General features: G+C 49.0%; 22 protein-coding genes. 19 read left to right on the top strand and 3 right to left on the bottom strand.

The features are described from left to right. Genes ACFVS2_RS27775 through ACFVS2_RS27760 form a run of 4 tightly spaced genes read left to right on the top strand, consistent with a single transcriptional unit; the run spans window position 1 to window position 4,775 of the window. The gene (locus ACFVS2_RS27775) at window positions 1-2,175 is read left to right on the top strand and encodes a CocE/NonD family hydrolase (protein ID WP_390239590.1); all 2,175 of its coding nucleotides are present in this window, start codon (window positions 1-3) and stop codon (window positions 2,173-2,175) included. A gap of 6 nt (window positions 2,176-2,181) precedes the next feature. After that, window positions 2,182-3,195 (top strand): methyltransferase domain-containing protein, encoded by a 1,014-nt coding sequence (locus ACFVS2_RS27770; RefSeq protein ID WP_390239589.1) that lies wholly within the window; start codon window positions 2,182-2,184, stop codon window positions 3,193-3,195. A 57-nt stretch (window positions 3,196-3,252) separates the two neighbouring features. Further along, the gene (locus tag ACFVS2_RS27765) at window positions 3,253-3,801 is read left to right on the top strand and encodes a sigma-70 family RNA polymerase sigma factor (protein ID WP_390239588.1); all 549 of its coding nucleotides are present in this window, start codon (window positions 3,253-3,255) and stop codon (window positions 3,799-3,801) included. Then, complete coding sequence (locus ACFVS2_RS27760; RefSeq protein WP_390239587.1) at window positions 3,771-4,775, top strand: hypothetical protein; 1,005 nt, start codon at window positions 3,771-3,773, stop codon at window positions 4,773-4,775. The genes ACFVS2_RS27765 and ACFVS2_RS27760 overlap by 31 nt, the downstream gene beginning before the upstream one ends. A 54-nt stretch (window positions 4,776-4,829) precedes the next feature. Here the strand turns inward: ACFVS2_RS27760 and ACFVS2_RS27755 are convergent, their stop codons facing one another. After that, entirely contained in the window at window positions 4,830-5,708 is an 879-nt protein-coding gene (locus ACFVS2_RS27755; protein ID WP_390239586.1) for a GNAT family N-acetyltransferase, read from the bottom strand. Between the two features lie 163 nt (window positions 5,709-5,871). Here ACFVS2_RS27755 and ACFVS2_RS27750 point away from each other — a divergent pair, with 163 nt between their 5' ends. The 3 genes from ACFVS2_RS27750 (at window position 5,872) to ACFVS2_RS27740 (ending at window position 8,370) form a co-directional block, all read left to right on the top strand. Beyond that, window positions 5,872-6,036, top strand: a complete 165-nt coding sequence (locus ACFVS2_RS27750; protein ID WP_390239585.1) for a hypothetical protein — start codon at window positions 5,872-5,874, stop codon at window positions 6,034-6,036. A gap of 75 nt (window positions 6,037-6,111) precedes the next feature. Continuing rightward, window positions 6,112-7,929 carry a translation elongation factor 4 gene (gene lepA, locus ACFVS2_RS27745; protein WP_007727695.1) on the top strand — a complete coding sequence of 606 codons (1,818 nt, stop codon included), beginning with the start codon at window positions 6,112-6,114 and terminating at the stop codon, window positions 7,927-7,929. A 309-nt stretch (window positions 7,930-8,238) separates the two neighbouring features. Beyond that, a complete protein-coding gene (locus ACFVS2_RS27740) occupies window positions 8,239-8,370 on the top strand; it encodes a hypothetical protein (RefSeq protein ID WP_390239584.1) in 132 nt (43 codons plus the stop codon). 158 nt (window positions 8,371-8,528) lie between these two features. On the opposite strand, the gene ycaC is transcribed toward ACFVS2_RS27740, so the two are convergent. After that, window positions 8,529-9,161, bottom strand: coding sequence for an isochorismate family cysteine hydrolase YcaC (gene ycaC / locus ACFVS2_RS27735; RefSeq protein WP_390239583.1), 633 nt, complete (start codon window positions 9,159-9,161; stop codon window positions 8,529-8,531). A 363-nt stretch (window positions 9,162-9,524) separates the two neighbouring features. On the opposite strand from ycaC, the gene hemW reads away from it, so the two are divergent. The 12 genes from hemW to ACFVS2_RS27675 all read left to right on the top strand — a co-directional run bounded on the left by hemW (window position 9,525) and on the right by ACFVS2_RS27675 (window position 21,132). Then, window positions 9,525-10,667, top strand: coding sequence for a radical SAM family heme chaperone HemW (hemW, locus tag ACFVS2_RS27730; RefSeq protein ID WP_390239582.1), 1,143 nt, complete (start codon window positions 9,525-9,527; stop codon window positions 10,665-10,667). 153 nt (window positions 10,668-10,820) lie between these two features. Next, on the top strand, window positions 10,821-11,846 hold the full coding sequence (hrcA, locus tag ACFVS2_RS27725) for a heat-inducible transcriptional repressor HrcA (protein ID WP_173620677.1): 1,026 nt from the start codon (window positions 10,821-10,823) through the stop codon (window positions 11,844-11,846). Window positions 11,847-11,904: 58 nt separating this feature from the next. Beyond that, complete coding sequence (gene grpE / locus ACFVS2_RS27720; protein ID WP_390239581.1) at window positions 11,905-12,447, top strand: nucleotide exchange factor GrpE; 543 nt, start codon at window positions 11,905-11,907, stop codon at window positions 12,445-12,447. Window positions 12,448-12,498: 51 nt separating this feature from the next. Then, complete coding sequence (gene dnaK / locus ACFVS2_RS27715) at window positions 12,499-14,325, top strand: molecular chaperone DnaK (RefSeq protein WP_390239580.1); 1,827 nt, start codon at window positions 12,499-12,501, stop codon at window positions 14,323-14,325. Window positions 14,326-14,475: 150 nt separating this feature from the next. Further along, window positions 14,476-15,603: a molecular chaperone DnaJ gene (gene dnaJ / locus ACFVS2_RS27710; RefSeq protein WP_007727671.1), complete on the top strand. Its 1,128-nt coding sequence runs from the start codon at window positions 14,476-14,478 to the stop codon at window positions 15,601-15,603. A 100-nt stretch (window positions 15,604-15,703) separates the two neighbouring features. Beyond that, a complete protein-coding gene (gene prmA, locus ACFVS2_RS27705; protein ID WP_007727669.1) occupies window positions 15,704-16,645 on the top strand; it encodes a 50S ribosomal protein L11 methyltransferase in 942 nt (313 codons plus the stop codon). Between the two features lie 18 nt (window positions 16,646-16,663). Beyond that, window positions 16,664-17,422, top strand: a complete 759-nt coding sequence (locus ACFVS2_RS27700) for a 16S rRNA (uracil(1498)-N(3))-methyltransferase (protein WP_390239579.1) — start codon at window positions 16,664-16,666, stop codon at window positions 17,420-17,422. A 101-nt stretch (window positions 17,423-17,523) separates the two neighbouring features. Continuing rightward, window positions 17,524-18,882 carry a tRNA (N(6)-L-threonylcarbamoyladenosine(37)-C(2))-methylthiotransferase MtaB gene (gene mtaB / locus ACFVS2_RS27695; protein WP_390239578.1) on the top strand — a complete coding sequence of 453 codons (1,359 nt, stop codon included), beginning with the start codon at window positions 17,524-17,526 and terminating at the stop codon, window positions 18,880-18,882. Continuing rightward, a complete protein-coding gene (locus tag ACFVS2_RS27690; RefSeq protein ID WP_007727666.1) occupies window positions 18,879-19,307 on the top strand; it encodes an NUDIX hydrolase in 429 nt (142 codons plus the stop codon). Before mtaB ends, ACFVS2_RS27690 begins: the two co-directional genes overlap by 4 nt. Before the next feature lie 4 nt (window positions 19,308-19,311). Beyond that, window positions 19,312-19,977, top strand: a complete 666-nt coding sequence (gene deoC / locus ACFVS2_RS27685) for a deoxyribose-phosphate aldolase (protein WP_390239577.1) — start codon at window positions 19,312-19,314, stop codon at window positions 19,975-19,977. 101 nt (window positions 19,978-20,078) lie between these two features. Continuing rightward, window positions 20,079-20,474, top strand: a complete 396-nt coding sequence (locus tag ACFVS2_RS27680; RefSeq protein ID WP_390239576.1) for a CidA/LrgA family protein — start codon at window positions 20,079-20,081, stop codon at window positions 20,472-20,474. Then, entirely contained in the window at window positions 20,467-21,132 is a 666-nt protein-coding gene (locus ACFVS2_RS27675; protein WP_173620684.1) for an LrgB family protein, read from the top strand. Before ACFVS2_RS27680 ends, ACFVS2_RS27675 begins: the two co-directional genes overlap by 8 nt. Here ACFVS2_RS27675 and ACFVS2_RS27670 read toward each other — a convergent pair. Further along, complete coding sequence (locus ACFVS2_RS27670; RefSeq protein WP_219661043.1) at window positions 21,098-22,081, bottom strand: Na/Pi cotransporter family protein; 984 nt, start codon at window positions 22,079-22,081, stop codon at window positions 21,098-21,100. The genes ACFVS2_RS27675 and ACFVS2_RS27670 overlap by 35 nt on opposite strands. Between the last annotated feature and the right edge of the window lie 42 nt (window positions 22,082-22,123).

The following is a 22,123-nucleotide window of genomic DNA, read 5'->3' as shown; positions in this document are numbered from 1 at the left end:
ATGGCACAGACTGGACACAAACAAGCTTCTTTTGGCTATTATCAATCTGGCATCAAGGTAGCTGATATACGCTTTGAGGATGGGGAAGTTTGGCATCGGGGCACAGGTTGGGATACGGGTGGTGCAGCTGAAGGTCTGTTTGCACAACTGGCTGAACGGGAAGCAGCCTACGAGTTGCCTCTCCTCACCCTGGCACAAAAGCTGCCCGCATGGGAGCAAATCGACTGGGAGAGCGAACAAGTCGTGTTTCCGGAAAGCGGAGGGCACTACCAACGCCACCTATCCATCGAAGGAACAGGTCCCGCAGGGCAAAAGCAAGCGTGGATCTGGGCGGTGCGCGAAGCAGCGCAGCCAATTGACTTGATCATTTGTGAGAATGAAGTCATCGCGTTTGTGCTGACGGGTCGTGGAGATAGTGTCGTATTGGCAAAAGCAGGGTGGGAGGATTTGACGCCGCTTTCGATGTGGCAGGACCCTCTGCTGTCCGAAGTTAACTACGGTGTACATCATTTGGGTAGGCATGATGTAGAGATGAGAGATGGCATTCGTTTGACGACCGAGGTTTGGCTACCCGCGGGTATAACAGAAGGACAGCGAGTCCCAACTATTTTCATGCGCACTCCCTATGGACGAATGGATGGCATTTTTCGACGTTTACCCTTTGTAGCTCGCGGATATGCGCTGGTTGTTCAGGATACGCGGGGACGTGAAGATTCCGAGGGAGAGTGGATTCCACTCGTTCACGAGCGCAATGATGGAGACGACAGCCTCAACTGGATCGCGAGTCAGAAGTGGTCGGATGGCAGCATCGGGATGCTCGGCGGATCGTATGTCGGGTATGTGCAGTGGGCTGCGGCCGCAAGCGGAAATCCACATCTGAAGGCGATTTTCAGCTACGTGACAGTAGGAACACCTTACGTGGACATTCCACGCAAAGGGGGAACGATTCTTGGTGGTCTGTCATGGATTTTCATGATGGCGGAGAAGCGTCGAAATGTCGCGGCCCTCTCTCGGGATGATTGGAGTGAGGTCATCAAGGTGCGCCCAATCAAGGAAATCCCGCAAAAAGTGCTGGGAAAAGAAATCCCGTTTTGGACAAAATGGATGGAACATCCGGACGGAGACGAGTTCTGGGGTATGTCAGACTGGAAACGGCATGCGGATCAGGTAAAGGTGCCTGCACTTCTCGTATCAGGCTGGTATGACGACAACGGGATGGGGACGAGCGAATCGTGGGAGGTTGTCTCGCGAAATGTGCCAGAGCACGCCAGACTCATCTTGGGGCCGTGGTATCACAAGGCGAATACGACGCGAGAAATCCATCATGTGCCCTTTGGAAACAACGCAATCCGCTACGATCTGGATGTGACACAGCTCCGCTGGTTTGACCGCTATTTAAAAGGAGTAGAAAATGGCGTCGATCAAGAGCCACGTGTTGAGTACTACATGGTGGGAGAAAACGAATGGAAGACCTCGCAGACTTGGCCGCCAGCGGAGACGACGCTTTCGAATCTGTATCTGAGCAGTGGGGGAAACGCTAATACGAGCAACGGAGATGGAACATTGACCCTGTCTATCCCAGGTGAACAGGTGGCGGATACATACAGCTATGATCCACTAGACGCAGCACCGTATCTGCTGGATTTGTCTGAGAATGAAAACAGCGTACCGGAAAACTATCGTGATGTGGAAGAACGGGCAGATGTCCTAGTCTACACATCAGAGCCATTGGAAGAGGAAGTCGTCATCGCGGGAGAAATCTCAGCTGTTATCTATGCATCCACTTCAGCGCGTGATACAGATTGGCTGGTCCGGCTGTGTGATGTAGATGAGGAAGGCAATTCGATTCGTCTATCGGACGGGATTATTTGCGCACGCTATCGTCACTCATTCGAAGAGCCCGAGCTACTTGTTCCTGGACAAATCGAATGCTATGAGATTCGCATGACTAAGATCGCCAATGTCTTCCGAAAAGGTCATCGCATTCGCGTCTCGGTTACTTCTGGCGCCGAGAACTTCTCGTTCCCCAATCCGAATACAGGCAACGATCTGGCAACGGAAACCGAGACGGTCATCGCCTCGCAACGTGTCTATCATGACAGCCAGTATCCGAGTCATATCAAGCTCCCTCTCTTGCGTTCTGGGGGAAGCAAGCAATCTTCAGGAGGTATCTAAAGCATTATGACTGTGTACAGTTGCAGAATATGCAAGTTCCGTTACGACGAGTGGCTAGGTGATACGAAAAATGGCGTCCCGCCCGGGGTGCCTTTTCCTCATTTAGCAAGTTCGGTGTGTACCGATTGTGGGATGAGCGAGGAAGGTCGGCACTTGCCGCTTCCTGAAACCAAGTACACAAATGTAGAAGCTACGTATTACGATCAATTTGCCGGGAAGGCCAGCATCGCTTTTTATCGAAACTGGTTGCTGCGAGAAGCGGAGCAATCACCGGTCTCCGTGCTGGAGCTGGGTGTCGGAACAGGGAGAATTGCTATTGAGCTGGCACGGAATGACTTGTCAGTCTGCGGGATCGATTGGAGCCCGGATATGCTGGAGATGGCCTCGAAAAAGAAACGGCGCATGTTAAAAGGGAAAGAAGAACGACTGGAGCTGGTAGAACAAAATATGTGGGAGCTGGAGCTGGATCGGCAATTTACGCATGTGCTTCTTCCGGAAGGGATTTTTCAGCAGGCCACCTGTAGAGACAAGCAACGTCAATTGCTTTCGGTCATCCACGATTACATAACAGAGGACGGAACAGTGGCAATTGACGTACTCTTGCCGCCAGTAAAAAATCAATGGACAACGATGCAACGCAAATTCGTTTTCCCGGACCGTATGGTGTATCAAAAGGTAGAGGGGGAAACCTCACTCTTGGATCAGAAGTTCCGCTACACGCTTACTTATGAGACTTTTCTTGAACAGACTGAGCAGCCAAGGTATCGCGTAGAGCGCGAGATGGCGCTGCTTTTGCCTACTGAGGTTGAGCTGTTATTGGAAGGAGCAGGCTTTCACGTCACTCATAGCAAAGAGAATGTATTCCACAAGCAAGACTTCGAGCCGAGTCAGGCGGACGAGGGTTATGATATGGATCGTTGGCAGCATGGTGGGTATCCATTCGCTGAACCTGTCGGGACACCGGGTGGAGCTACTCGCTGGACGATTTTGGCGAAAAAAATATCCTCCTCCACTTTGTAACAAAAAGTCTGCTACTGCATCTAACCAGTATGAATGCGAGTGAAGGAGGTCGCGCCCTTGGAAAAATTGCAGCCAACGACAGATGCTGCGTTTGAACAAATCATGAGGGAATATGGGACCCGTGTGCTTCGACTCGTCACTTTTCTGGTTAAAGATCGTAGCTTGGCAGAGGATATTACGCAGGATGTATTCGTTAAGGTGTATCGGCATCTTCCCCGATTTCGGCAGGAGAGCAGTGTGCACACATGGTTGTATCGAATCGCGGTTAATGAGTGCAAAGGTTATTTGCGTTCTTGGTCGTTCCGTCATCTCCTTCCCCGCTCGTGGATTAGACAGGATGGGAAGCTTTCAACAGAAAGTCTTGTGCTCGATCAAGCCGAGAGGGACCAGCTCGTATTAGAAGTGTTGCAGCTTCCTCCGCTCTATCGTCAAGCGATTGCCCTTCATTACTATGCGGATTTATCCATCGGAGAGGTGGCGGATGTGCTTGGGGTAACGGAAGGAACGGTCAGAACTCGGTTGCATAGGGCCAGACAACAGCTTCGGCAAAGTATGGGAGAAGGGAGGGACTGGGAATGGACGAAAACCGATGGCTCACGGACTTAAAGGAACGGGCAGATCAGACCATTTTTCGTGATGTACAGTTCACTGCATCGATGGAAGAGCGAGTGCGGCAGAGGATGAGACCCCAGACAGGGTGGTTGACTGGCTGGAGGAAGCTAGCCTTGCCGGGCGTTATTCTGACTATGGGCTTGCTATTGTGGTTCGGGCTCCCCATTCAGGAGGAGAGACAATCTGCACAGCATGAGGTGAGACCATCACAACAAGAGGTGCAAGTCCCCTCCTTGTTGCCAGGGGGCCAAATCGTCGAAGCGGATTTGTGGAAGTTGTCGCCTTCTTTGTCTTCCACTTACGAGAATCAGTCCTTTTCTTATTTGGGAGAAAAGCCTATCCGCATCATGACAGATCAGGACGGTTTCTACGAAGGGCAGACGCAGCGGGTGATATGGCTGTTGAATGGGGACTTTGCACAAAAAGTAGAGATCACTGCTTACAATACGGATGGGACCCGTCTGTCATTGGGCAGCTACGAGGTTATGGACTCGTTATACGATGCAGATGGTCATTTTCCATCAGGGATCGTGTTACCTGAACCGGGAAAATGGAAGCTGGAAGTAAGATCGGGAGGCAAGCATCTCGGACAGGTGTTTGTAGAGGTGAAAAAAGGGATAGCACCTGCGAATCGTCAACTGGTCGGGCCTATCATTCAGCAGTATTTGGAGACGGAAAGCGATGAGCTGGGGTGGCTGGGAAAACAACGCGAGATTAACGTCGAGCTCCTCGGAGTGGAAGCGCCAGATGCGGCGAAGCGAACCGTATACGCTTGGGTGAAAATAACGGGAAGCAATTCTTCCGCGCTCAGTGCACCGATGGTCTTTCAAATCGTCTACAATGGAAATGCTTATCAGGTAACGGACTTCCAAATGCCTGAGGACGGCAGCAACTACCAGAGCAGCCTGCAAAAACTGTTTCCACCTAAAGTGCTGGAGCAAGTTCACAATCGATCAAAAACAAAGTAAGAATGACAAAACGGACCTTTTCTTAACAGAAGGTCCGTTTTTAGCTATGGATGTCTATCCGTATATTTGAGCGCCTATCGCCCAGTACGTCCCAGCACGGCGTGGCAGGTTATCAGCATTCGCAACCATCACTGGGGGATGAGAAACCTGTGTGAAGCCGTTTTTCTCCAAATAAGCGTGAAACGCTGCTTGTTCATCCGGTACGTCTATCCGCACACGTCCCGTATGATGTTGCGTCAGCTTGAACAGGATGTGTTCAGCCATGATGGCATTTTCTGCGACGATCGGCCCCGCGATAAGATTGACCGGGCCTTGAACGGCGAAGCCATATCCGATAATCTTGCCGGAGCGATTTTTGGCTACCAGGCAGGTGGTAGCTTGTCCCATGCGTGTCTCGAGAAAATGAGTGCGTCTGCTACCTAGTGCTACTTTGTCCAATTCAACTATGCCTGGGAAATCGTCTAACCCCATTGGCACAATTTCAAACTCGTGATTGGCTTCGTTTTGCAGAGATGCTTCAGGTACAAAGCGGTCAGCTATAAACTTTCGAATACGATCCACTGTCTGGAACCCTAGGGTTTTGTACAATGGTTCTCCTTCTGGAGTTGCAATGAGCATGATCGTTGTATCGGTAGAAACAGACGCCATGCACGCCTGCATGAGCTGGCGGCCATACCCTTTGCCTTGTGACGAGGGATGGACGATTACCATACCGATGCTCGCAAGCTTGTCATCGTATGGGATGATAGCCGCACTTGAAAGTAGAGTGCCAGTCGCATCTTTGTGACCGAATACGGTACCGATAGACAGAATTGTGCGAATTTCCGATTCGTCGTAATCCCAACCTACGGAATCAGATAAGGCAATGAGTCCGGGAGTATCCGATATCGTTAAGCAATGCAAGCAAGAGTCAACGCTGTTCACTTTGATCATTCTCCGTTTCTTTCTTTGTGTTCACGGCGGTAGAACCTAATAGATCAGTTAATGCTTTCGCCATTTTTATACGAGTAGCTGCAAGGCGCGTTTCAGCTCCATGCGCATACAAAGGATCACTCCACGCGAACCCATCATGATGAAACCGTGGGGTGACATGCATATGAAAATGAGTCAGTTCGTTGAAAGCACCGCTGTTTTGACAAATGGTAACTCCAACCACCCCATGCTATTTACCACTTTAGCACAGGAAAAGTTTGGATACGAGAAAAAGGAGGCAAATGCCCGATTCTCTTTGGTTGCTCTTTATATCATCGGTTTGTTATAATTACTGTTAGTGTATTTTTTGCGAGGCGCAATCTGAACGTTTGAATGGATTCGCGTGGGAGGGAACGAACAACACATGGATCGTCGTGAAAGACAAAAAAGGATACGAAATTTTTCCATCATCGCCCACATTGACCATGGAAAGTCAACGCTGGCAGACCGCATTTTGGAGCTGACCGGTGCTTTGACTGCACGTGAGATGGAAGCCCAGTTTCTTGACACGATGGAGCTGGAAAAAGAGCGCGGGATTACGATTAAGCTGAATGCCGTGCGTTTGAACTATAAAGCAGATGACGGTGAGGAATACATTCTCCACCTGATTGACACCCCTGGACACGTCGACTTTACGTATGAAGTATCCCGCAGTTTGGCTGCCTGTGAAGGAGCTATTCTCGTCGTGGATGCGGCACAAGGGATCGAGGCCCAGACTTTGGCTAACGTGTATTTAGCGTTGGACAGCAACCTGGAGATCATTCCAGTTGTGAACAAGATCGACCTGCCGAGTGCAGAGCCTGAGCGTGTGAAGCAAGAGGTTGAGGACGTGATCGGTCTGGATGCCAGCGATGCAGTTCTGACTTCTGCCAAAGCAGGTATCGGAATTAAAGAAGTACTGGAAGCCGTTGTACAAAAAGTACCTGCTCCAGAGGGAGACCCGGATGCACCTCTGCAAGCTTTGATTTTCGACTCCTATTTTGATGCGTATCGTGGCGTTATTGCCTCCATCCGTGTCATCAACGGAACCTTGAAAAAGGGTATGAAGATCAAGATGATGGCGACTGGCAAGTCGTTTGAGGTTACCGAAATTGGTACATCGACACCACGCCAAACGCAAGTAGAAGAATTGACGGTTGGAGATGTAGGCTACGTAGCTGCTTCCATTAAAACAGTGGGAGACACCAGTGTGGGGGATACCATTACAGATGCAAGTCGCCCTGCTTCTGAACCGCTACCTGGTTACCGGAAGATCAACCCGATGGTTTTCTGCGGTTTGTACCCAATCGAAACGAACGAGTACAACGATCTGCGCGATGCATTGGAAAAGCTACAGCTAAACGATGCGTCCCTGCAGTTTGAACCGGAGACTTCCCAAGCACTTGGTTTTGGTTTCCGTTGCGGTTTCTTGGGACTTCTGCACATGGAGATCATCCAGGAGCGGATCGAACGGGAATTCAACATTAATTTGATTACCACCGCGCCGAGCGTTATTTACCGCATTACCAAAACGAACGGCGAAGTATTCGAAATCGACAACCCGTCCAAAATGCCGGAAGCGCAAAAGATCGAAATGGTCGAGGAGCCTTACGTTACGGCGACAGTCATGGTGCCGAAAGAATACGTCGGTGATGTTATGCAGTTGTGCCAAGGGAAACGCGGTGAGTTTCTTGACATGCAGTATATGGGTGAGACCCGTGTGCAGCTGAAGTACGACATGCCTTTGTCAGAGATCGTTTACGATTTCTTTGACATGCTGAAGTCGGGTACAAAAGGCTACGCATCCTTTGACTACGAGCTAGCTGGGTACAAAGCTTCCAAGCTGGTGAAAATGGATATTCTCCTCAACAGCGAAGTGGTGGATGCTCTGTCGTTTATCGTACACAAAGACACGGCTTATCCTCGTGGAAAAGTCATCTGCGAAAAACTGAAGGAACTGATTCCACGTCAGCAATTCGAGGTGCCGATTCAAGCGACCATCGGACAGAAGGTTGTCGCTCGTGAAACGATCAGTGCGTTGCGTAAAAACGTTCTTGCCAAATGTTACGGCGGGGACATCTCGCGTAAGCGCAAGTTGCTCGAAAAGCAAAAAGAAGGAAAGAAGCGCATGAAGTCTGTCGGTTCCGTAGAGGTTCCACAAGAGGCGTTTATGGCTGTATTGCGCATGGATGATAAGAAGTAGCACTCTTCCCCCACCGTACTGCCACCAAATTGGCGAAATGGTGGGGGATTTATTTACCTTCATACATCATTTACTCGAGGGTTAACGGCATGAAATGGGATGTAGAATGCGACGACATAGGCAGAATTTTCAAATCTGCTTCTGTCGTCTTTCTTTTTGGCACATTCCGTTCGGATAAGCAATACACGTCATCAAAAGCCCGGATGGGTGACATGAAAACTCGACCCTGGGGAGGATCGAGTGGTCACCAAGGGTGTGGTGGTCGGGGATGATTGGTTACGGGTGGTATCGCTGGTGGCTGTGGATTGATTGGGGGAAGTGGTACTGGAGTTGGAGGATGAGGATCGAGGCTGTGTGGTGGCCAAGGAGTTGGTGGATGTGGGACTGCACCCGATGGCGGAAATTCTGGATCCGGTAAGTTACAATCTGGTGGACAATTAGAATTTGCTTGGGAATCGTTATTGGTTGGTGACAATCAGAACTACCTCCTTTACTTTTTTGTAGTATCAAGTAATTGAAGAGACATTATACAAATGGATTAGGGACGCAAGATATAGCAAGGGGTACCGCCAACAATATGGAGGTACCCCACGTTGGTTCTATTTGACAAGTTCGTTCTGCGCTCGATAACTTTCGATTACATTTTGATAGCCGGGAAGGTTACTAGCTAGTAAAGCACCAAAACCTTCGACGTCGTTGCGCCAATCTCGTTGTAACTCGCATGCTACACTAAACCAGTTCATAAGTTGCACGCCAGCATGTGCCATGCGCATTAACGAGGCCTCCGCTACCTGTTTGCTGAAAGTGCCAGAAGCGTCGGTGACAACGAATGCTTCATACCCCGCACGAAGAGCGGAAAGTGCAGGGAAACTTACGCAGACATCGGTAACCACACCGGCAATGATAAGTTGCTTCTTGCCAGTTGCCTGGATTGCTTTTACAAAATCCTCATTATCCCACGCATTGATCTGTCCTGGACGAGCGATCTTAGGCACGTCTGGAAAGAGTTCGACGAGTTCCCTGATTAATGGACCGTTTGGACCACTCTCGAAGCTCGTGGTAAGAATGACAGGCAAATTGAAAAATTTCGCGGTCTTTGCTAAAGCCAGAACATTGTTCTTGAATTCATCAACCCCGTAATCACGTACAAGTCCAGAGATAAGGCCGGTTTGATGATCAATCAGAAGAACAGCAGCATCATTTTGAGAAATACGGGAATAAAGATCTGTCATTTGATAATCCTCCTCAAAAACAACTTTTAACTCTAACATGTCTATTCGAAATAAAACGTTTCATTCAATCTCTCCACTGAATAACTACTGCTTTTTGGTGCATAAAAGTCATGTTTGACTCGATATAGAAAAATACACTATGATAATCAAGCTATTACAAATGCTTGCTGTATCAATGTTTGCAGTCGATTCTCTCATTTACTGTGTTACAATAAAATAACGAGGTCGATCAAAGGCGTATAGGGCTGTTTTGCGCATGGATGATATAAAGTAGACCTGACCTTGTGTCAGGTTTTTTCCATTAAAGAGGTTGTCAAGAAGTTGTCTTTTGAACAACCCAATTTTAAAAGGAGGGAAAGGGACATGATGCCACAATCGGTTTACATTCACATTCCCTTTTGTACGAATAAATGTTACTACTGTGACTTCAACTCATTTGTGACGAACAATCCACAGCTCATTTGGGATTACTTAGACGCATTGAAAAGCGAAATGGAGATCACCTTCAGCCAACAGCCGATCGAGCAGGTAAAAACGATTTTTGTCGGCGGAGGGACGCCTACGTTTCTCGATCATGCCCAAATGCGCGCGTTTTTGGAAATCGTACAAAAGCAATTGGGCAAGTACTGGGCGGATGATATCGAGTTCTCGATGGAAGCCAATCCGGGAACAACAGACGTGGAAAAGCTGCGGATCATGCGTGAGCTGGGTGTCAATCGTCTGAGCTTTGGTGTACAGTCCTTTGACGACGCGCTCTTAAAACGACTAGGACGAATCCACGACCAGGAAGCTGTGTACCGCAGTATCGATAATGCGAAAAAAGTCGGCTTCGACAACTTCAGCATCGACCTGATGTTTGGATTGCCGGATCAGACACTGGACATTTTCCGCCAGACGTTGGACAAGGCGTTTGGGCTAGGTACCACCCATTTCTCCGCGTACAGTCTCAAGGTGGAGGAAAACACGTTGTTCCACACGCTCTACCAGAAGGATCAGCTACCACTGCCATCTGAAGAGACAGAGCTTGAGATGTACATGGTATTAATAGAAGAGATGGAGCGTCACGGGTACAAGCAGTATGAAATCAGCAATTTTGCAAAACCAGGCTTCGAGAGCAAACATAATAAAACCTATTGGCTCAATCGTGAATACTATGGGTTGGGTGCAGGTGCCCATGGCTATGTGTGCGGCCATCGACACGTGAATGCTGGCCCGCTTGCGATTTACATGCAGAAGTGCAAGGAAGGGTTGCCACGTGTAGAACAATTCGAGGTACCGCGCGAGGATGCTATGGAGGAACAGATGATTTTGGGGCTGAGGTTGAGAGAAGGAGTTGACCTTTCGGCGTTTGCCTCCCGTTTTGGCGCAACGGTTCATGATGTTTTTGGGACAATAATAGAAGAAGAGGTAGCCAAAGGAATGCTGGAAGAAAAGGACGGGTTTTTGAAGCTGACGAAACAGGGGCTTCCGCTCGGAAATGAGGTATTTGCGCGCTTTCTCCGTTAAGTACAAAGCGAAACTCGCGAAAAATGAGATTTTTTGTCTCTGGAACTAGCTCAAGTTCGTTGACAAATCCTTCTACTATTGATACCTTAGTATATAGATTTAGCACTCGATAAGCATGAGTGCTAACAATCCAACAGGAGGCGAGCGACATCCATGTTATCAGACCGTCAACAAATGATTTTAAACGCGATTGTCGATAATTACATTCATTCTGCCGAACCTGTTGGCTCCCGAACCATTTCCAAACGGGAGGACATCGGATTCTCTTCAGCAACGATACGCAACGAGATGTCTGACTTGGAAGAGCTGGGGTACTTAGAACAGCCCCACACATCAGCGGGACGTGTTCCTTCTACAAAAGGATATCGCTTCTACGTTGATAACTTGATTCAGCCTCATCTTTTGGAGGATGCTGAGTTGGGTAAACTAAAACAGTTGTTTGCCGAACGTATTCTCCACGCAGAACAAGTGGTAGAGTACACTGCCCAAATTCTCTCTCAGCTGACAAACTACACGGCGATTGTCTTGGGTCCAGAGATTTTTGAGCATCGGTTAAAACATATTCAAATCGTTCCTCTCAATGCTGCACAGGCTGTCGCGATTGTGGTGACGCATACCGGACGAGTGGAGAACAAGCTGATCGATCTTCCAGAAGGGATTGGTGCTGGGGAAATCGAGAGACTCGTCAATCTGTTGAATGCAAAGCTGTCCGACGTGCCACTATGGCAACTTCGGCAACGTCTTTATCAAGAGATTTCCGGTGAAATGCAGCGTCATACGGAGCAGTATGAAGAAATTCTTCAGCTCCTCAACAACTCGCTGACACAAGAAGAAGAACGAGTATACTTACGCGGTGCGACCAAGATCATGAACCAGCCGGAATTCCGAGACGTAGATAAAGTCAAGGATATTCTCGAGCTATTAGAGCAGCACGATCAACTGATGAATGTGATCGGCATGCAGGGTGATGGTCTCACGGTACGCATCGGACAGGAAAACCAGCTAGACGCGATTAAGCAATGCAGTATTATTACCACTTCTTATTCGCTTGGAGGCAAGCCAGTAGGAATGGTGGGGATACTTGGGCCGACACGAATGGAATACGGCAAGGTCATTACTGTGCTCAACCATTTGGCGGAAGGCCTATCGCGCATGCTGACTTCGCAGTTTGAGAAATAAATGGAGTGAATGGCTAAACAGTCTTTTGACTGGGGAAAGCCGCCAGGAGGTAGTGACGTTGAGCGAGGAAAAAGTAACGCAAGACCCGACTCTCGAGGAAGAACAAGTAGCAAAGGATGCAGACCAAACAGAAACATCCGAGATGAACTGGGAGCAAGAGGCTGCTCACTGGCAGGCTCAGGCTGAGGATCACCAAAACCGCATGCTGCGTGCTATGGCCGATATGGATAACCTCCGCCGCCGTGTTCGCAAAGAGCAGGAAGATCTGGCTAAATACGCTTCTCTTAAAATCGTGGAAGAGCTTCTGCCAGTTCTCGATAACTTCGAGCGAGCACTTGCCGCTGACAAGGAATCCATGACAGTAGACTCCCTCTTGGAGGGTGTAAGCATGGTATACCGTCAGATGGTCCAAGTTTTCGATAAAGAAGGCTTGGCTGCAATCGAGGCAAAAGGAAAACCATTTGACCCTCACATCCACCAGGCGGTTATGCAAACACAAGACCCTGAGTTTGACTCAGGCTTTGTGGTAGCCGAGCTGCAAAAAGGATATATGTTCAAAGACCGCGTCGTTCGTCCGGCGATGGTTCAAGTGAACGAGTAATCTCAAAAAAAGTAAATTCACTAGACGTATAGTGTTAGGAGGACATTTTGTATGAGTCGCGTAATCGGAATTGACTTGGGAACAACCAACTCTTGTGTAGCAGTAATGGAAGGCGGAGAGCCAGTCGTTATTGCCAATGCGGAAGGTAACCGCACTACACCATCTGTAGTAGCATTTAAAAACGGCGAGCGCATCGTTGGGGAAGCGGCAAAACGCCAAGCGATCACCAATCCAGACAATACCGTAATCTCCATCAAGCGTCACATGGGTACTGCTCATAAAGAAACGCTTGAAGGTAATGCATACTCACCTGAGCAGATTTCTGCTATGATTCTGCAAAAGTTGAAAGCAGACGCGGAAAGCTACCTTGGTCAACCTGTGACGCAGGCAGTGATTACGGTTCCAGCATACTTCAATGACAGCCAACGCCAAGCGACAAAAGACGCTGGTAAAATCGCTGGTCTGGAAGTACTGCGTATCGTGAACGAACCAACGGCAGCTGCTCTTGCATACGGTATGGAGAAAACAGAAGATCAAACCGTTCTCGTATTCGACTTGGGCGGCGGTACCTTTGACGTATCTATTCTCGAATTGTCCGACGGCTTCTTCGAAGTAAAAGCGACTTCCGGTGATAACAAGCTGGGTGGAGACGACTTTGACGATGTTGTTATGAACTACCTGGTGAGTGAATTTAAAAAAGAACATGGCATCGATCTATCCAAGGATCGTATGGCACAACAACGTTTGAAAGACGCTGCGGAAAAAGCGAAGAAAGACCTGTCCGGTGTTCTGACTACGACCATTTCTCTGCCGTTCATTACAGCAGATGCAACAGGTCCAAAACACTTGGAGATGAACCTGACTCGCGCAAAATTCGAAGAGATCTCCGCTGATTTGGTTGAGCGTACGATGGGCCCAACTCGTCAAGCGCTGAAAGACGCTGGTCTGACTCCGAGCGAACTGGATCGCGTTATCCTGGTTGGTGGTTCTACTCGTATCCCAGCGGTACAAGAAGCAATCAAGAAGTTTACAGGGAAAGAACCACATAAAGGTGTAAACCCAGACGAAGTAGTAGCACTGGGAGCGGCTGTTCAAGCAGGCGTACTGACTGGTGACGTGAAAGACGTCGTTCTTCTCGACGTAACTCCACTGTCCCTCGGTATCGAAACATTGGGTGGTGTATTCACCAAGCTGCTCGATCGTAACACGACGATCCCAACAAGCAAATCCCAAGTGTTCTCTACAGCTGCTGACAATCAAACATCTGTAGAAATCCACGTTCTCCAAGGTGAGCGTCAAATGGCGAACGACAATAAATCTCTCGGTCGCTTCAACCTGTCCGATATCCCGCCAGCGCCACGCGGCATCCCGCAAATCGAAGTTTCCTTCGATATTGACGCGAACGGTATCGTAAACGTACGTGCAAAAGACCTAGGTACAGGTAAAGAGCAACGTATCACGATCACTTCTAACTCGGGTCTGTCCGACGATGATATCGATCGCATGGTAAAAGATGCTGAGTTGAATGCAGAAGCGGACAAACAACGCAAAGAGCAAGTAGAAGTTCGCAACGAAGCTGACCAACTCGTATTCACGACTGAGAAAACACTGAAAGAAGTAGAAGGCAAGATCGACCAAGCTGAAATCGATCGCGCTAACACTGCGAAAGATAAAGTGAAAGCTGCTCTGGAAGGCGGCAACATCGAAGAGATCAAGACAGCGAAAGATGAACTGTCCGAGATCATCCAACAAATTTCGGTGAAGCTCTATGAGCAGGCTGCTCAAGCACAAGCAGCTCAAGGCGGCGCTGAAGGTCAAGAGCCGAAGAAAGACAATGTCGTTGATGCTGACTACGAAGTGGTAGACGATAAAAAGTAACACGCTGGAACTGTGAGGGGAGAGATTTCTTCCCTCACTTCCCACGATGTGACCCATGAAAGTCAAAGTCACGGAATGCTGACTTTGACTTTTTTTCAAGTCTGTCACATGCTATGATAACAGTTGACTGTCATGGGAGTGATGTAGGAGATGAAACGTGATTTATACGAGGTTCTTGGCGTAGCAAAGGAAGCGGACGCTGATGAAATCAAAAAAGCGTATCGCAAGCTGGCACGTCAGTACCATCCCGATGTAAATAAAGAGGCTGACGCGGAAGAAAAGTTCAAAGAAGTAAAGGATGCGTACGACATCCTGTCCGAGCCACAAAAGCGTGCGCAATATGACCGTTTCGGTCACCAAGACCCGAATCAGGGCTTCGGTGGCGGAGGTTTTGATGGATCAGGCATGGGCGGCTTCGGAGATATCTTTGATATGTTCTTCGGTGGTGGCGGCAGACGTTCGAATCCAAATGCACCGCGCAAAGGATCCGATCTGCAATTTGGCCTCAGCATTGACTTTATCGACGCGATTTTTGGAAAAGAAACCGACGTGGAAATTCCAAAAGAAGCAGAATGCGATACATGCCTTGGTTCTGGCGCGAAGCCTGGTTCCGGTGTCGATACATGTAAGACTTGTAGTGGTACAGGACAACAAGAAGTGGTGGCGAACACACCATTCGGCCGAATCGTCAATCGCCGTGTTTGCTCGACTTGCGAAGGCAAAGGGAAAGTCGTCAAAGAAAAATGTTCAACTTGCCGAGGCAGTGGACGTGTCAAAATACGCCGCAAAATTCATCTCAACATCCCAGCGGGTGTGGACGATGGAGCACAATTGCGCGTAACAGGCGAGGGAGAACCGGGCGCAAACGGTGGACCTTCTGGAGATTTGTACGTCGTATTACGTGTGAAGAGTCATGAGTTTTTTGAGCGTGAAGGAAATGATATTTACTGTGAGGTTCCGCTTACTTACGCACAGGCAGCACTTGGAGATGAGATCGAAGTGCCGACTGTCGATGGTCGCGTGAAGTTGAAGATCCCGGCGGGTACCCAAACAGAAACATTCTTCCGCTTGCGTGGAAAAGGTGTTCCGCATTTGCGTGGAAACGGCCGTGGTGATCAGCATGTGAAAGTGCGCGTCATTACGCCGACCAAGCTGAGCGATAAACAAAAGGAATTGTTGCGTGAGCTCGCCGAACTGTCTGGAGAAAAGCCAGGACAGCATGGGGGAGAAGACGAAAGCTTTTTCGAAAAAATGAAACGGGCATTCCGCGGCGAGTAATCCGTCGCGGTTTTTGTCCGCTTTTTGCCTAAAGTTTCATGTAGCGAAGTCGATTAAATGAAAAGCCCGATTGGGAGCTTATGTGGGGAGTGGTAGATTCGTGAAATGGTCAGAAATCAGTATCCATACTACAGCGGAGGCTACGGAGGCGGTGTCAAGCCTCTTGTATGAGTTGGGTGCCAATGGTGTCGTAATTGAAGACCCGGAGGTGCTTTATCGTGAGTGGGATACCCCCTTTGGCGAAATCTACCAGCTTTCTCCTGATGATTTTCCGGCCGAGGGCGTATTCGTTAAAGCATACCTGCCGGTTGACAGCAGCGAGTTGCTTGACGTTGTAGAAGAGCTGAAAGAGCAATTGGCGCAGTTGATCGAGTACGGTCTGGATATCGGTAAGGCATCCATTGCTGTAAACGATGTCCACGAAGATGAATGGGCCCACGCCTGGAAAAAATACTACAAACCGGTTCATGTGTCTGATCGCATGACCATTAAGCCAGTCTGGGAAGAGTACGAGCCGAAGCACCCAGATGAGATCATTATCGAGATGGACCCAGGCATGGCGTTTGGAACAGGTACACATCCGACGACCATCCTTTGTCTGCGTGCACTCGAGAAGTATATGGCAAAAGGCGACCAAGTGTATGATGTTGGGACAGGCACAGCTATTTTGAGTATTGCTGCTATAAAGCTCGGAGCAAAAGATGTGCTAGCGATGGACTTGGATGAAGTAGCCGTACGCTCTGCACAGGCCAATACCGAATTGAATGGTGTGCATGAGCATATCAACGTGAGACAAAACAACTTGCTAGACGGCATCGAAGAGCAGGTGGAAGTGGTCGTGGCTAACATTTTGGCAGAAGTCATCGTGCGTTTCACCGACGATGTATTCCGCGTGTTGAAGCCAGGTGGCACCTTTATCTCGTCAGGTATTATTGCTGCACGTGAAGCGGATGTGAAAGCGGCGTTGGCGGCTTCAGGTCTTGAGGTCGTGGAAACCATTTTCATCGATGACTGGGTAGCAATTGTAGCAAAAAAACGATAGAATAGTGGGGTTGGCGAGATGCAACGATATTTTGTCGAGCCACATTCCTTTACTGAGAATGAGCTAACGATTGTCGGAGACGATGTACATCATATCGTAAATGTAATGCGTGCTCGGGAAGGCGAAGAAATCATCGTTTCTGATGGAGCGGGCAAGTCGGCACGAGCCAAGCTTGTCTATCTTTCTGCCAAGGAAGTACGGGCAGAAGTAATGGAAATGCTTCAAGAAGAACGAGAACTGCCGATCCGAGTCACAATTGGTCAGGGGCTTCCAAAAGGTGAGAAGCTGGAGTGGATTTTGCAAAAGGGGACGGAACTTGGGGCGTACTCTTTTTTCCCGTTTTCTTCTGAGCGAACCATTGTAAAGCTGGACGCCAAAAAAGAAGCGAAAAAACTGGAGCGTTGGCGCAAAATTGTCAAGGAGGCTGCTGAACAGTCTCATCGTGCTGTTTTGCCAGAGCTTTTATCTCCTGTTTCATTTCGTGAGATACTTCAAGCTGGCCAGTCGTATACTCATTGCGCAATTGCCTATGAAAAAGAAGGCAGTACAACGATTCATCAAGTGCTAGAAGAGATGACTGCGGGCGATTCACTTCTCGTCCTCGTTGGACCGGAGGGAGGCTTCTCCCCTGAGGAAGTGGCCCAAGCAGAGAGCAAAGGGTTCCTGACGGTTTCCCTCGGCCCGCGCATTTTGCGCACGGAAACGGCAAGCCAGTACGTTTTGGCCTGCGCTTCCTATCAGTTTGAACGAGAGGCTTCATCACTTCGCAAAGGATGAGCAGGAACGAAACGGTCATGACCGTTTCGTTGACCGCAAGCGGTCACATCCACTTTTATGAAAAACGTCGAGACGTTTTTCACGGAAAAGGAGGAATGGCAATGTCTACCGTTGCTTTTCATACATTGGGCTGTAAAGTAAACAGCTATGAAACAGAGGCCATCTGGCAATTGTTCAAGGCAGACGGCTACGAGAGAGTTGACTTTGAACAAGATGAAGCAGATGTTTACGTCATTAATACTTGTACGGTTACGAACACGGGAGATAAGAAGAGCCGCCAAGTGATTCGTCGTGCGATTCGCCGCAATCCTGAGGCGATTGTTGCAGTAACTGGCTGCTATGCGCAAACCTCTCCAAGTGAGATTGCGCAAATTCCCGGTGTAGATATCGTAGTTGGTACACAAGGGCGCGAAAAGCTGATCGAGTACGTGGATCAAATTCGTACAGAACGCACGCCGATCAACGCAGTAGGCAACATTATGAAAGCTCGCGAATTCGAAGAGCTGGATGTTCCTAACTTTACGGATCGCACACGTGCTTCCCTCAAGATTCAAGAGGGCTGCAACAACTTTTGTACGTTTTGTATTATTCCTTGGGCGCGCGGTCTGATGCGTTCCCGCAAACCGGAAAGCGTCGTCGAACAGGCTCAAAAGCTGGTGGAAGCAGGCTATCTGGAAATCGTTTTGACTGGGATTCATACGGGTGGATACGGCGAGGATTTGGAAGACTACAATTTGGCCAAACTGTTGATTGACCTTCATCAAGTGGAAGGCCTCAAGCGCATCCGCATCAGTTCGATCGAAGCGAGCCAAATCACCGATGAAGTGATCGAGGTCATCAATAACTCCGATCGTGTCGTGCGCCATCTGCATGTACCGCTGCAAGCGGGCGATGACGAAGTGTTGAAACGCATGCGCCGCAAGTATACGACTGCTGAGTTTTACGAAAGAATGGTCAAAGTACGCGAAGCATTGCCAGGAGCAGCGATTACAACAGACGTCATCGTAGGCTTCCCGGGTGAGACCGAAGAGCAATTCTGGAACGGATACGAGTTTATGAAGAAAATCGGTTTTGCCGAGATGCACGTATTCCCGTACTCCATGCGTACAGGTACACCAGCAGCGCGTATGACGGATCAAATTCCTGATGAGGAAAAGAACGAGCGCGTAGCGAAGCTTCTGGAGCTCAATCAGGAATTGACCTTGGCATACTCCACGAAATTCGTAGGGGATGTACTGGAAGTCATTCCGGAGCGTCCATATAAAGAAGCACCTGATAGCGGTCTTCTGATGGGCTATTCGGACAACTACCTGAACGTCGTCTTCCCTGGCGATGAGAGCATGATCGGCAAGATTTGCAAGGTCAGACTGGTTGAACCAGGCTCGGAATACTGCAAAGGGACTTTTGTTCGCGTAGTAGAAACAGAGGCGCTGCCTTACCTGAAGGAGCGAGCTATATGAGGGAGATATCGGCAGGAGGCGTTGTATACCAGAAGCAAGACACAGAGTACATGCTCCTATTGATTGAAGACCGCTATGGCAAAGTAACTCTCGCAAAAGGGAAGCAGGAGATGGGCGAGACCATCGAAGAAACGGCTCTGCGCGAAGTTTTGGAAGAAACAGGCGTAGCAGGACGATTGGGGTCCAAGCTCGACATGATCACCTACGTGTATACGCATCCAGTGTCGGGCGAATCCATCGACAAAGAAGTCCATTATTATTTGGTGGAAGCTTACAACACAGAGATCACCGTACAGCTAGAAGAAATCAATGATGTTCATTGGCATCCAGCAAAGGAAGCTTGGGATTTGCAACTGCAACGAGGATACCGTAACAATGACAGCATTTTTCGTCTTGCATTCGAACAATTAGGGATAGAGGTGTAGTTCTATGAACATGAACAAATATATCGACCACACACTGTTGAAGCCTGATGCTACACAAGAGATGATTGACAAGCTGTGCCAAGAAGCAAGAGAGCACGACTTCATGTCTGTATGCGTAAACCCTTATTGGGTAAAACGCTCTGCTGAACTCCTGGCAGGCTCTGATGTGAAAGTGTGCACGGTTATCGGATTCCCTCTGGGAGCGAGCACTATCGAGTCAAAAGCAGCCGAAACCCGCGATGTGATTGCAAAGGGAGCGACTGAGGTAGATATGGTACTGAACGTAGGTGCCCTGAAATCCGGCGATCTGGAAACTGTCAAAAAAGACATCGCTGCTGTGAAGCAAGCTGCTGGCGATATTCTCTTGAAGGTGATTCTGGAAACTTGCCTTTTGACCGAAGAAGAAAAAGTAGTCGCGTGCAAGCTCTCCGTAGAGGCTGGTGCTGATTACGTAAAAACCTCCACAGGATTTTCAACAGGTGGAGCAACGGTTGAAGATATCGCCCTGATGCGTAAAACCGTAGGACCAAATGTAGGCGTAAAAGCGTCTGGTGGTGTTCGTGACGGCGAAGCAGCGGTTGCGATGATCGAAGCAGGCGCGAGCCGTGTCGGTACGAGCTCAGGTGTTTCCATTGTAACTGGAGCAAAAACAACAGGCAGCGGATACTAATACGAAAGAAAAGCCTGGCCGAGGAAAGGCCGGGCTTTTTCCGTCCTGCATGCTGATGTTCCTATAGAGAGAGGATAGGGAGCGGGGAGGAGATTAGCAAAATGAAATTTGTTAAAGGAATCGTCATCCTGTTGGCTTTTTATGGGGTAGGCGTAGCTGCGAGTAACTGGCTGCATATTCCCCTGCCCGGTAACCTGGTGGGAATGCTGCTGTTAACACTTGGACTGTGTATGGGATGGATACGAATGGATTGGGTGGAACAAGCCGGTACTTTTTTGATTCGACATATGTTGCTCTTTTTCGTACCGATCATTGTCGGAGTTGCTTCCTATTTAAACGTATTCACGCAAAATCCATTGCCAATCATACTATCGATGGTTCTCGGTCCATTGCTAGTCATGCTTGTGACTGGTGTGGTTGTACAATGGTATTTGAAGCATCATAAACAAAAATCAGAATCGTCCTTGCAGCAAGAGGGGAGGACTCTGGATGCTTAGTCAATTTTTCGCCATTTTGGTATCGGTAGCAGGGTACAAAGGTGCAACAATGATCAACGCTCGATTTCAACGATTGCAGCCTCTTCTGGTGGCTGTGGTCTTGGTCTGGACCATGTGGTGGGCGTTTAGCGGCGATTGGGAGGCATTTACTGCTGGTGGCCAGTGGATTTCCTTTTGGCTTGGCCCTGCAACGGTTGCACTCGCTATTCCGCTGGCTAAACAGATCAAGGAGTTTGCTCATATTTGGCGCGGTGTTTTGCTTGGTGTATGTGCAGGCTGTGCCGTTGCGATTTTCGTCGTTATCGGGGTTCATTGGTTTCTGGGTTCAGATGAGCTCGTATACAAAAGCATGCTTAGCAAATCCGTGACCACTCCGATTGCATTGGAGCTGAGTCGTTCCATAGGTGGGGAACCTGCACTTGCAGCCTTTTTTACCGCGTTGACGGGGATGGTCGGTGTCATGATTGCCCGTCCTGTTCTCAAATGGGGTAAGATTACGGATGATTGGGCAATCGGGATCGCCATCGGTACGAGTGCACACGCCATTGGTACGGCTAGCTTGAACCGTGTTTCTCCTGTTCAAACGGCAGCGTCCAGTGTCGCAATGATCGTGGCAGGCGTCATTACTTCCATCTACTTGATACCATTTTCTTTCTAAAGGTGAGGTCAGTAGGACGACGCTTATCAGGGATCAGCCATTGAATAAACCGGGCTATCTGCGGGACGAATGGCAGCGCGACCAACGAGCAGATGAGATTGAAGATAGTCTGTGAATGGGCGATCTGCATAGAAGGACTATCCGTTAAAAATGCACTGACGAGGGCAAGCTGGGAAAGAAACGGTAAAAAAACAATCGCTCCTGCGACGTTGAAGAGTGTATGGCACCATGCGACCTGTTTGGATGCCGTATTCGTGCCAATAGCAGCAATGACAGCGGTAAAGCAAGTCCCGACGTTCGCGCCCAATACGATGGCGAGTGCCGTTTCCATCGAAAGAATTTGATGACTGAGCAGGCCCATCGTGATCACGGTCGTAGCGGAACCGCTATGAATGAGAGCGGTGAAAATGATCCCGGTAATCAAACCGATCCAGATGGAATGGCTGCTCTCCAGAAAAAGCGAACGAAACGTCTCAGACTGCTCCAAAGGCTTCGCCATGACTTTCAATGTATCGATACCGAGGAAGATCAGTCCGAAGCCGGCGACGACAAGACCAATGCAACGAATGTTTCGGCGCGGCATCAGCCATAGAGCGACTCCGATGAGAAGCATGGGGATGGCAAAGGACTCGAGCTTGAGCGCAACCAGCTCCGTTGTCACTGTCGTGCCCAGATTGGTTCCCAATATGATGCCGACGGTTTGTGTGAACTGGATGATGCCTGCGTTCGTCAGCCCAATCGTCAGGACGGTTACCGCACTGGAGCTTTGCAAGACAAAAGTAGCGAAGAGACCAATCCAGAAGCTATGGAGCGGGGTACGTGTAAAGCGCCCCATCCATTCTTCCATTTTTTTGCCGGCGAGGTTTTGAAAGCCGGAGCGCATGGCGTACATACCGAAAAGAAAAAAAGTGAGCCCAAAGGTAAAAGGGGCGAGGATGGAGACTATCACAAGATACGTTCCTCCCTGTCCATTTTTAGCAAGTTACTATAA

This window comes from Brevibacillus sp. NPDC058079, assembly GCF_042885155.1.
In the GTDB taxonomy this organism is placed as follows: domain Bacteria; phylum Bacillota; class Bacilli; order Brevibacillales; family Brevibacillaceae; genus Brevibacillus.
Note: the sequence above shows the minus strand (reverse complement) of the source record. Positions and strands in the feature narration are given on the sequence as shown.

Bases quoted from the DNA above. Each gene is read 5' to 3' on its own strand.
- ACFVS2_RS27775 (WP_390239590.1), top strand. From the start codon at position 1: ATGGCACAGACTGGACACAAACAAGCTTCTTTTGGCTATTATCAATCT.
- ACFVS2_RS27770 (WP_390239589.1), top strand. From the start codon at position 2,182: ATGACTGTGTACAGTTGCAGAATATGCAAGTTCCGTTACGACGAGTGG.
- ACFVS2_RS27760 (WP_390239587.1), top strand. From the start codon at position 3,771: ATGGACGAAAACCGATGGCTCACGGACTTAAAGGAACGGGCAGATCAG.
- ACFVS2_RS27755 (WP_390239586.1), bottom strand. From the start codon at position 5,708: ATGATCAAAGTGAACAGCGTTGACTCTTGCTTGCATTGCTTAACGATA.
- ACFVS2_RS27750 (WP_390239585.1), top strand. From the start codon at position 5,872: ATGAAAATGAGTCAGTTCGTTGAAAGCACCGCTGTTTTGACAAATGGT.
- lepA (WP_007727695.1), top strand. From the start codon at position 6,112: ATGGATCGTCGTGAAAGACAAAAAAGGATACGAAATTTTTCCATCATC.
- ycaC (WP_390239583.1), bottom strand. From the start codon at position 9,161: ATGACAGATCTTTATTCCCGTATTTCTCAAAATGATGCTGCTGTTCTT.
- hemW (WP_390239582.1), top strand. From the start codon at position 9,525: ATGATGCCACAATCGGTTTACATTCACATTCCCTTTTGTACGAATAAA.
- hrcA (WP_173620677.1), top strand. From the start codon at position 10,821: ATGTTATCAGACCGTCAACAAATGATTTTAAACGCGATTGTCGATAAT.
- dnaK (WP_390239580.1), top strand. From the start codon at position 12,499: ATGAGTCGCGTAATCGGAATTGACTTGGGAACAACCAACTCTTGTGTA.
- dnaJ (WP_007727671.1), top strand. From the start codon at position 14,476: ATGAAACGTGATTTATACGAGGTTCTTGGCGTAGCAAAGGAAGCGGAC.
- ACFVS2_RS27700 (WP_390239579.1), top strand. From the start codon at position 16,664: ATGCAACGATATTTTGTCGAGCCACATTCCTTTACTGAGAATGAGCTA.
- mtaB (WP_390239578.1), top strand. From the start codon at position 17,524: ATGTCTACCGTTGCTTTTCATACATTGGGCTGTAAAGTAAACAGCTAT.
- ACFVS2_RS27690 (WP_007727666.1), top strand. From the start codon at position 18,879: ATGAGGGAGATATCGGCAGGAGGCGTTGTATACCAGAAGCAAGACACA.
- deoC (WP_390239577.1), top strand. From the start codon at position 19,312: ATGAACATGAACAAATATATCGACCACACACTGTTGAAGCCTGATGCT.
- ACFVS2_RS27680 (WP_390239576.1), top strand. From the start codon at position 20,079: ATGAAATTTGTTAAAGGAATCGTCATCCTGTTGGCTTTTTATGGGGTA.
- ACFVS2_RS27675 (WP_173620684.1), top strand. From the start codon at position 20,467: ATGCTTAGTCAATTTTTCGCCATTTTGGTATCGGTAGCAGGGTACAAA.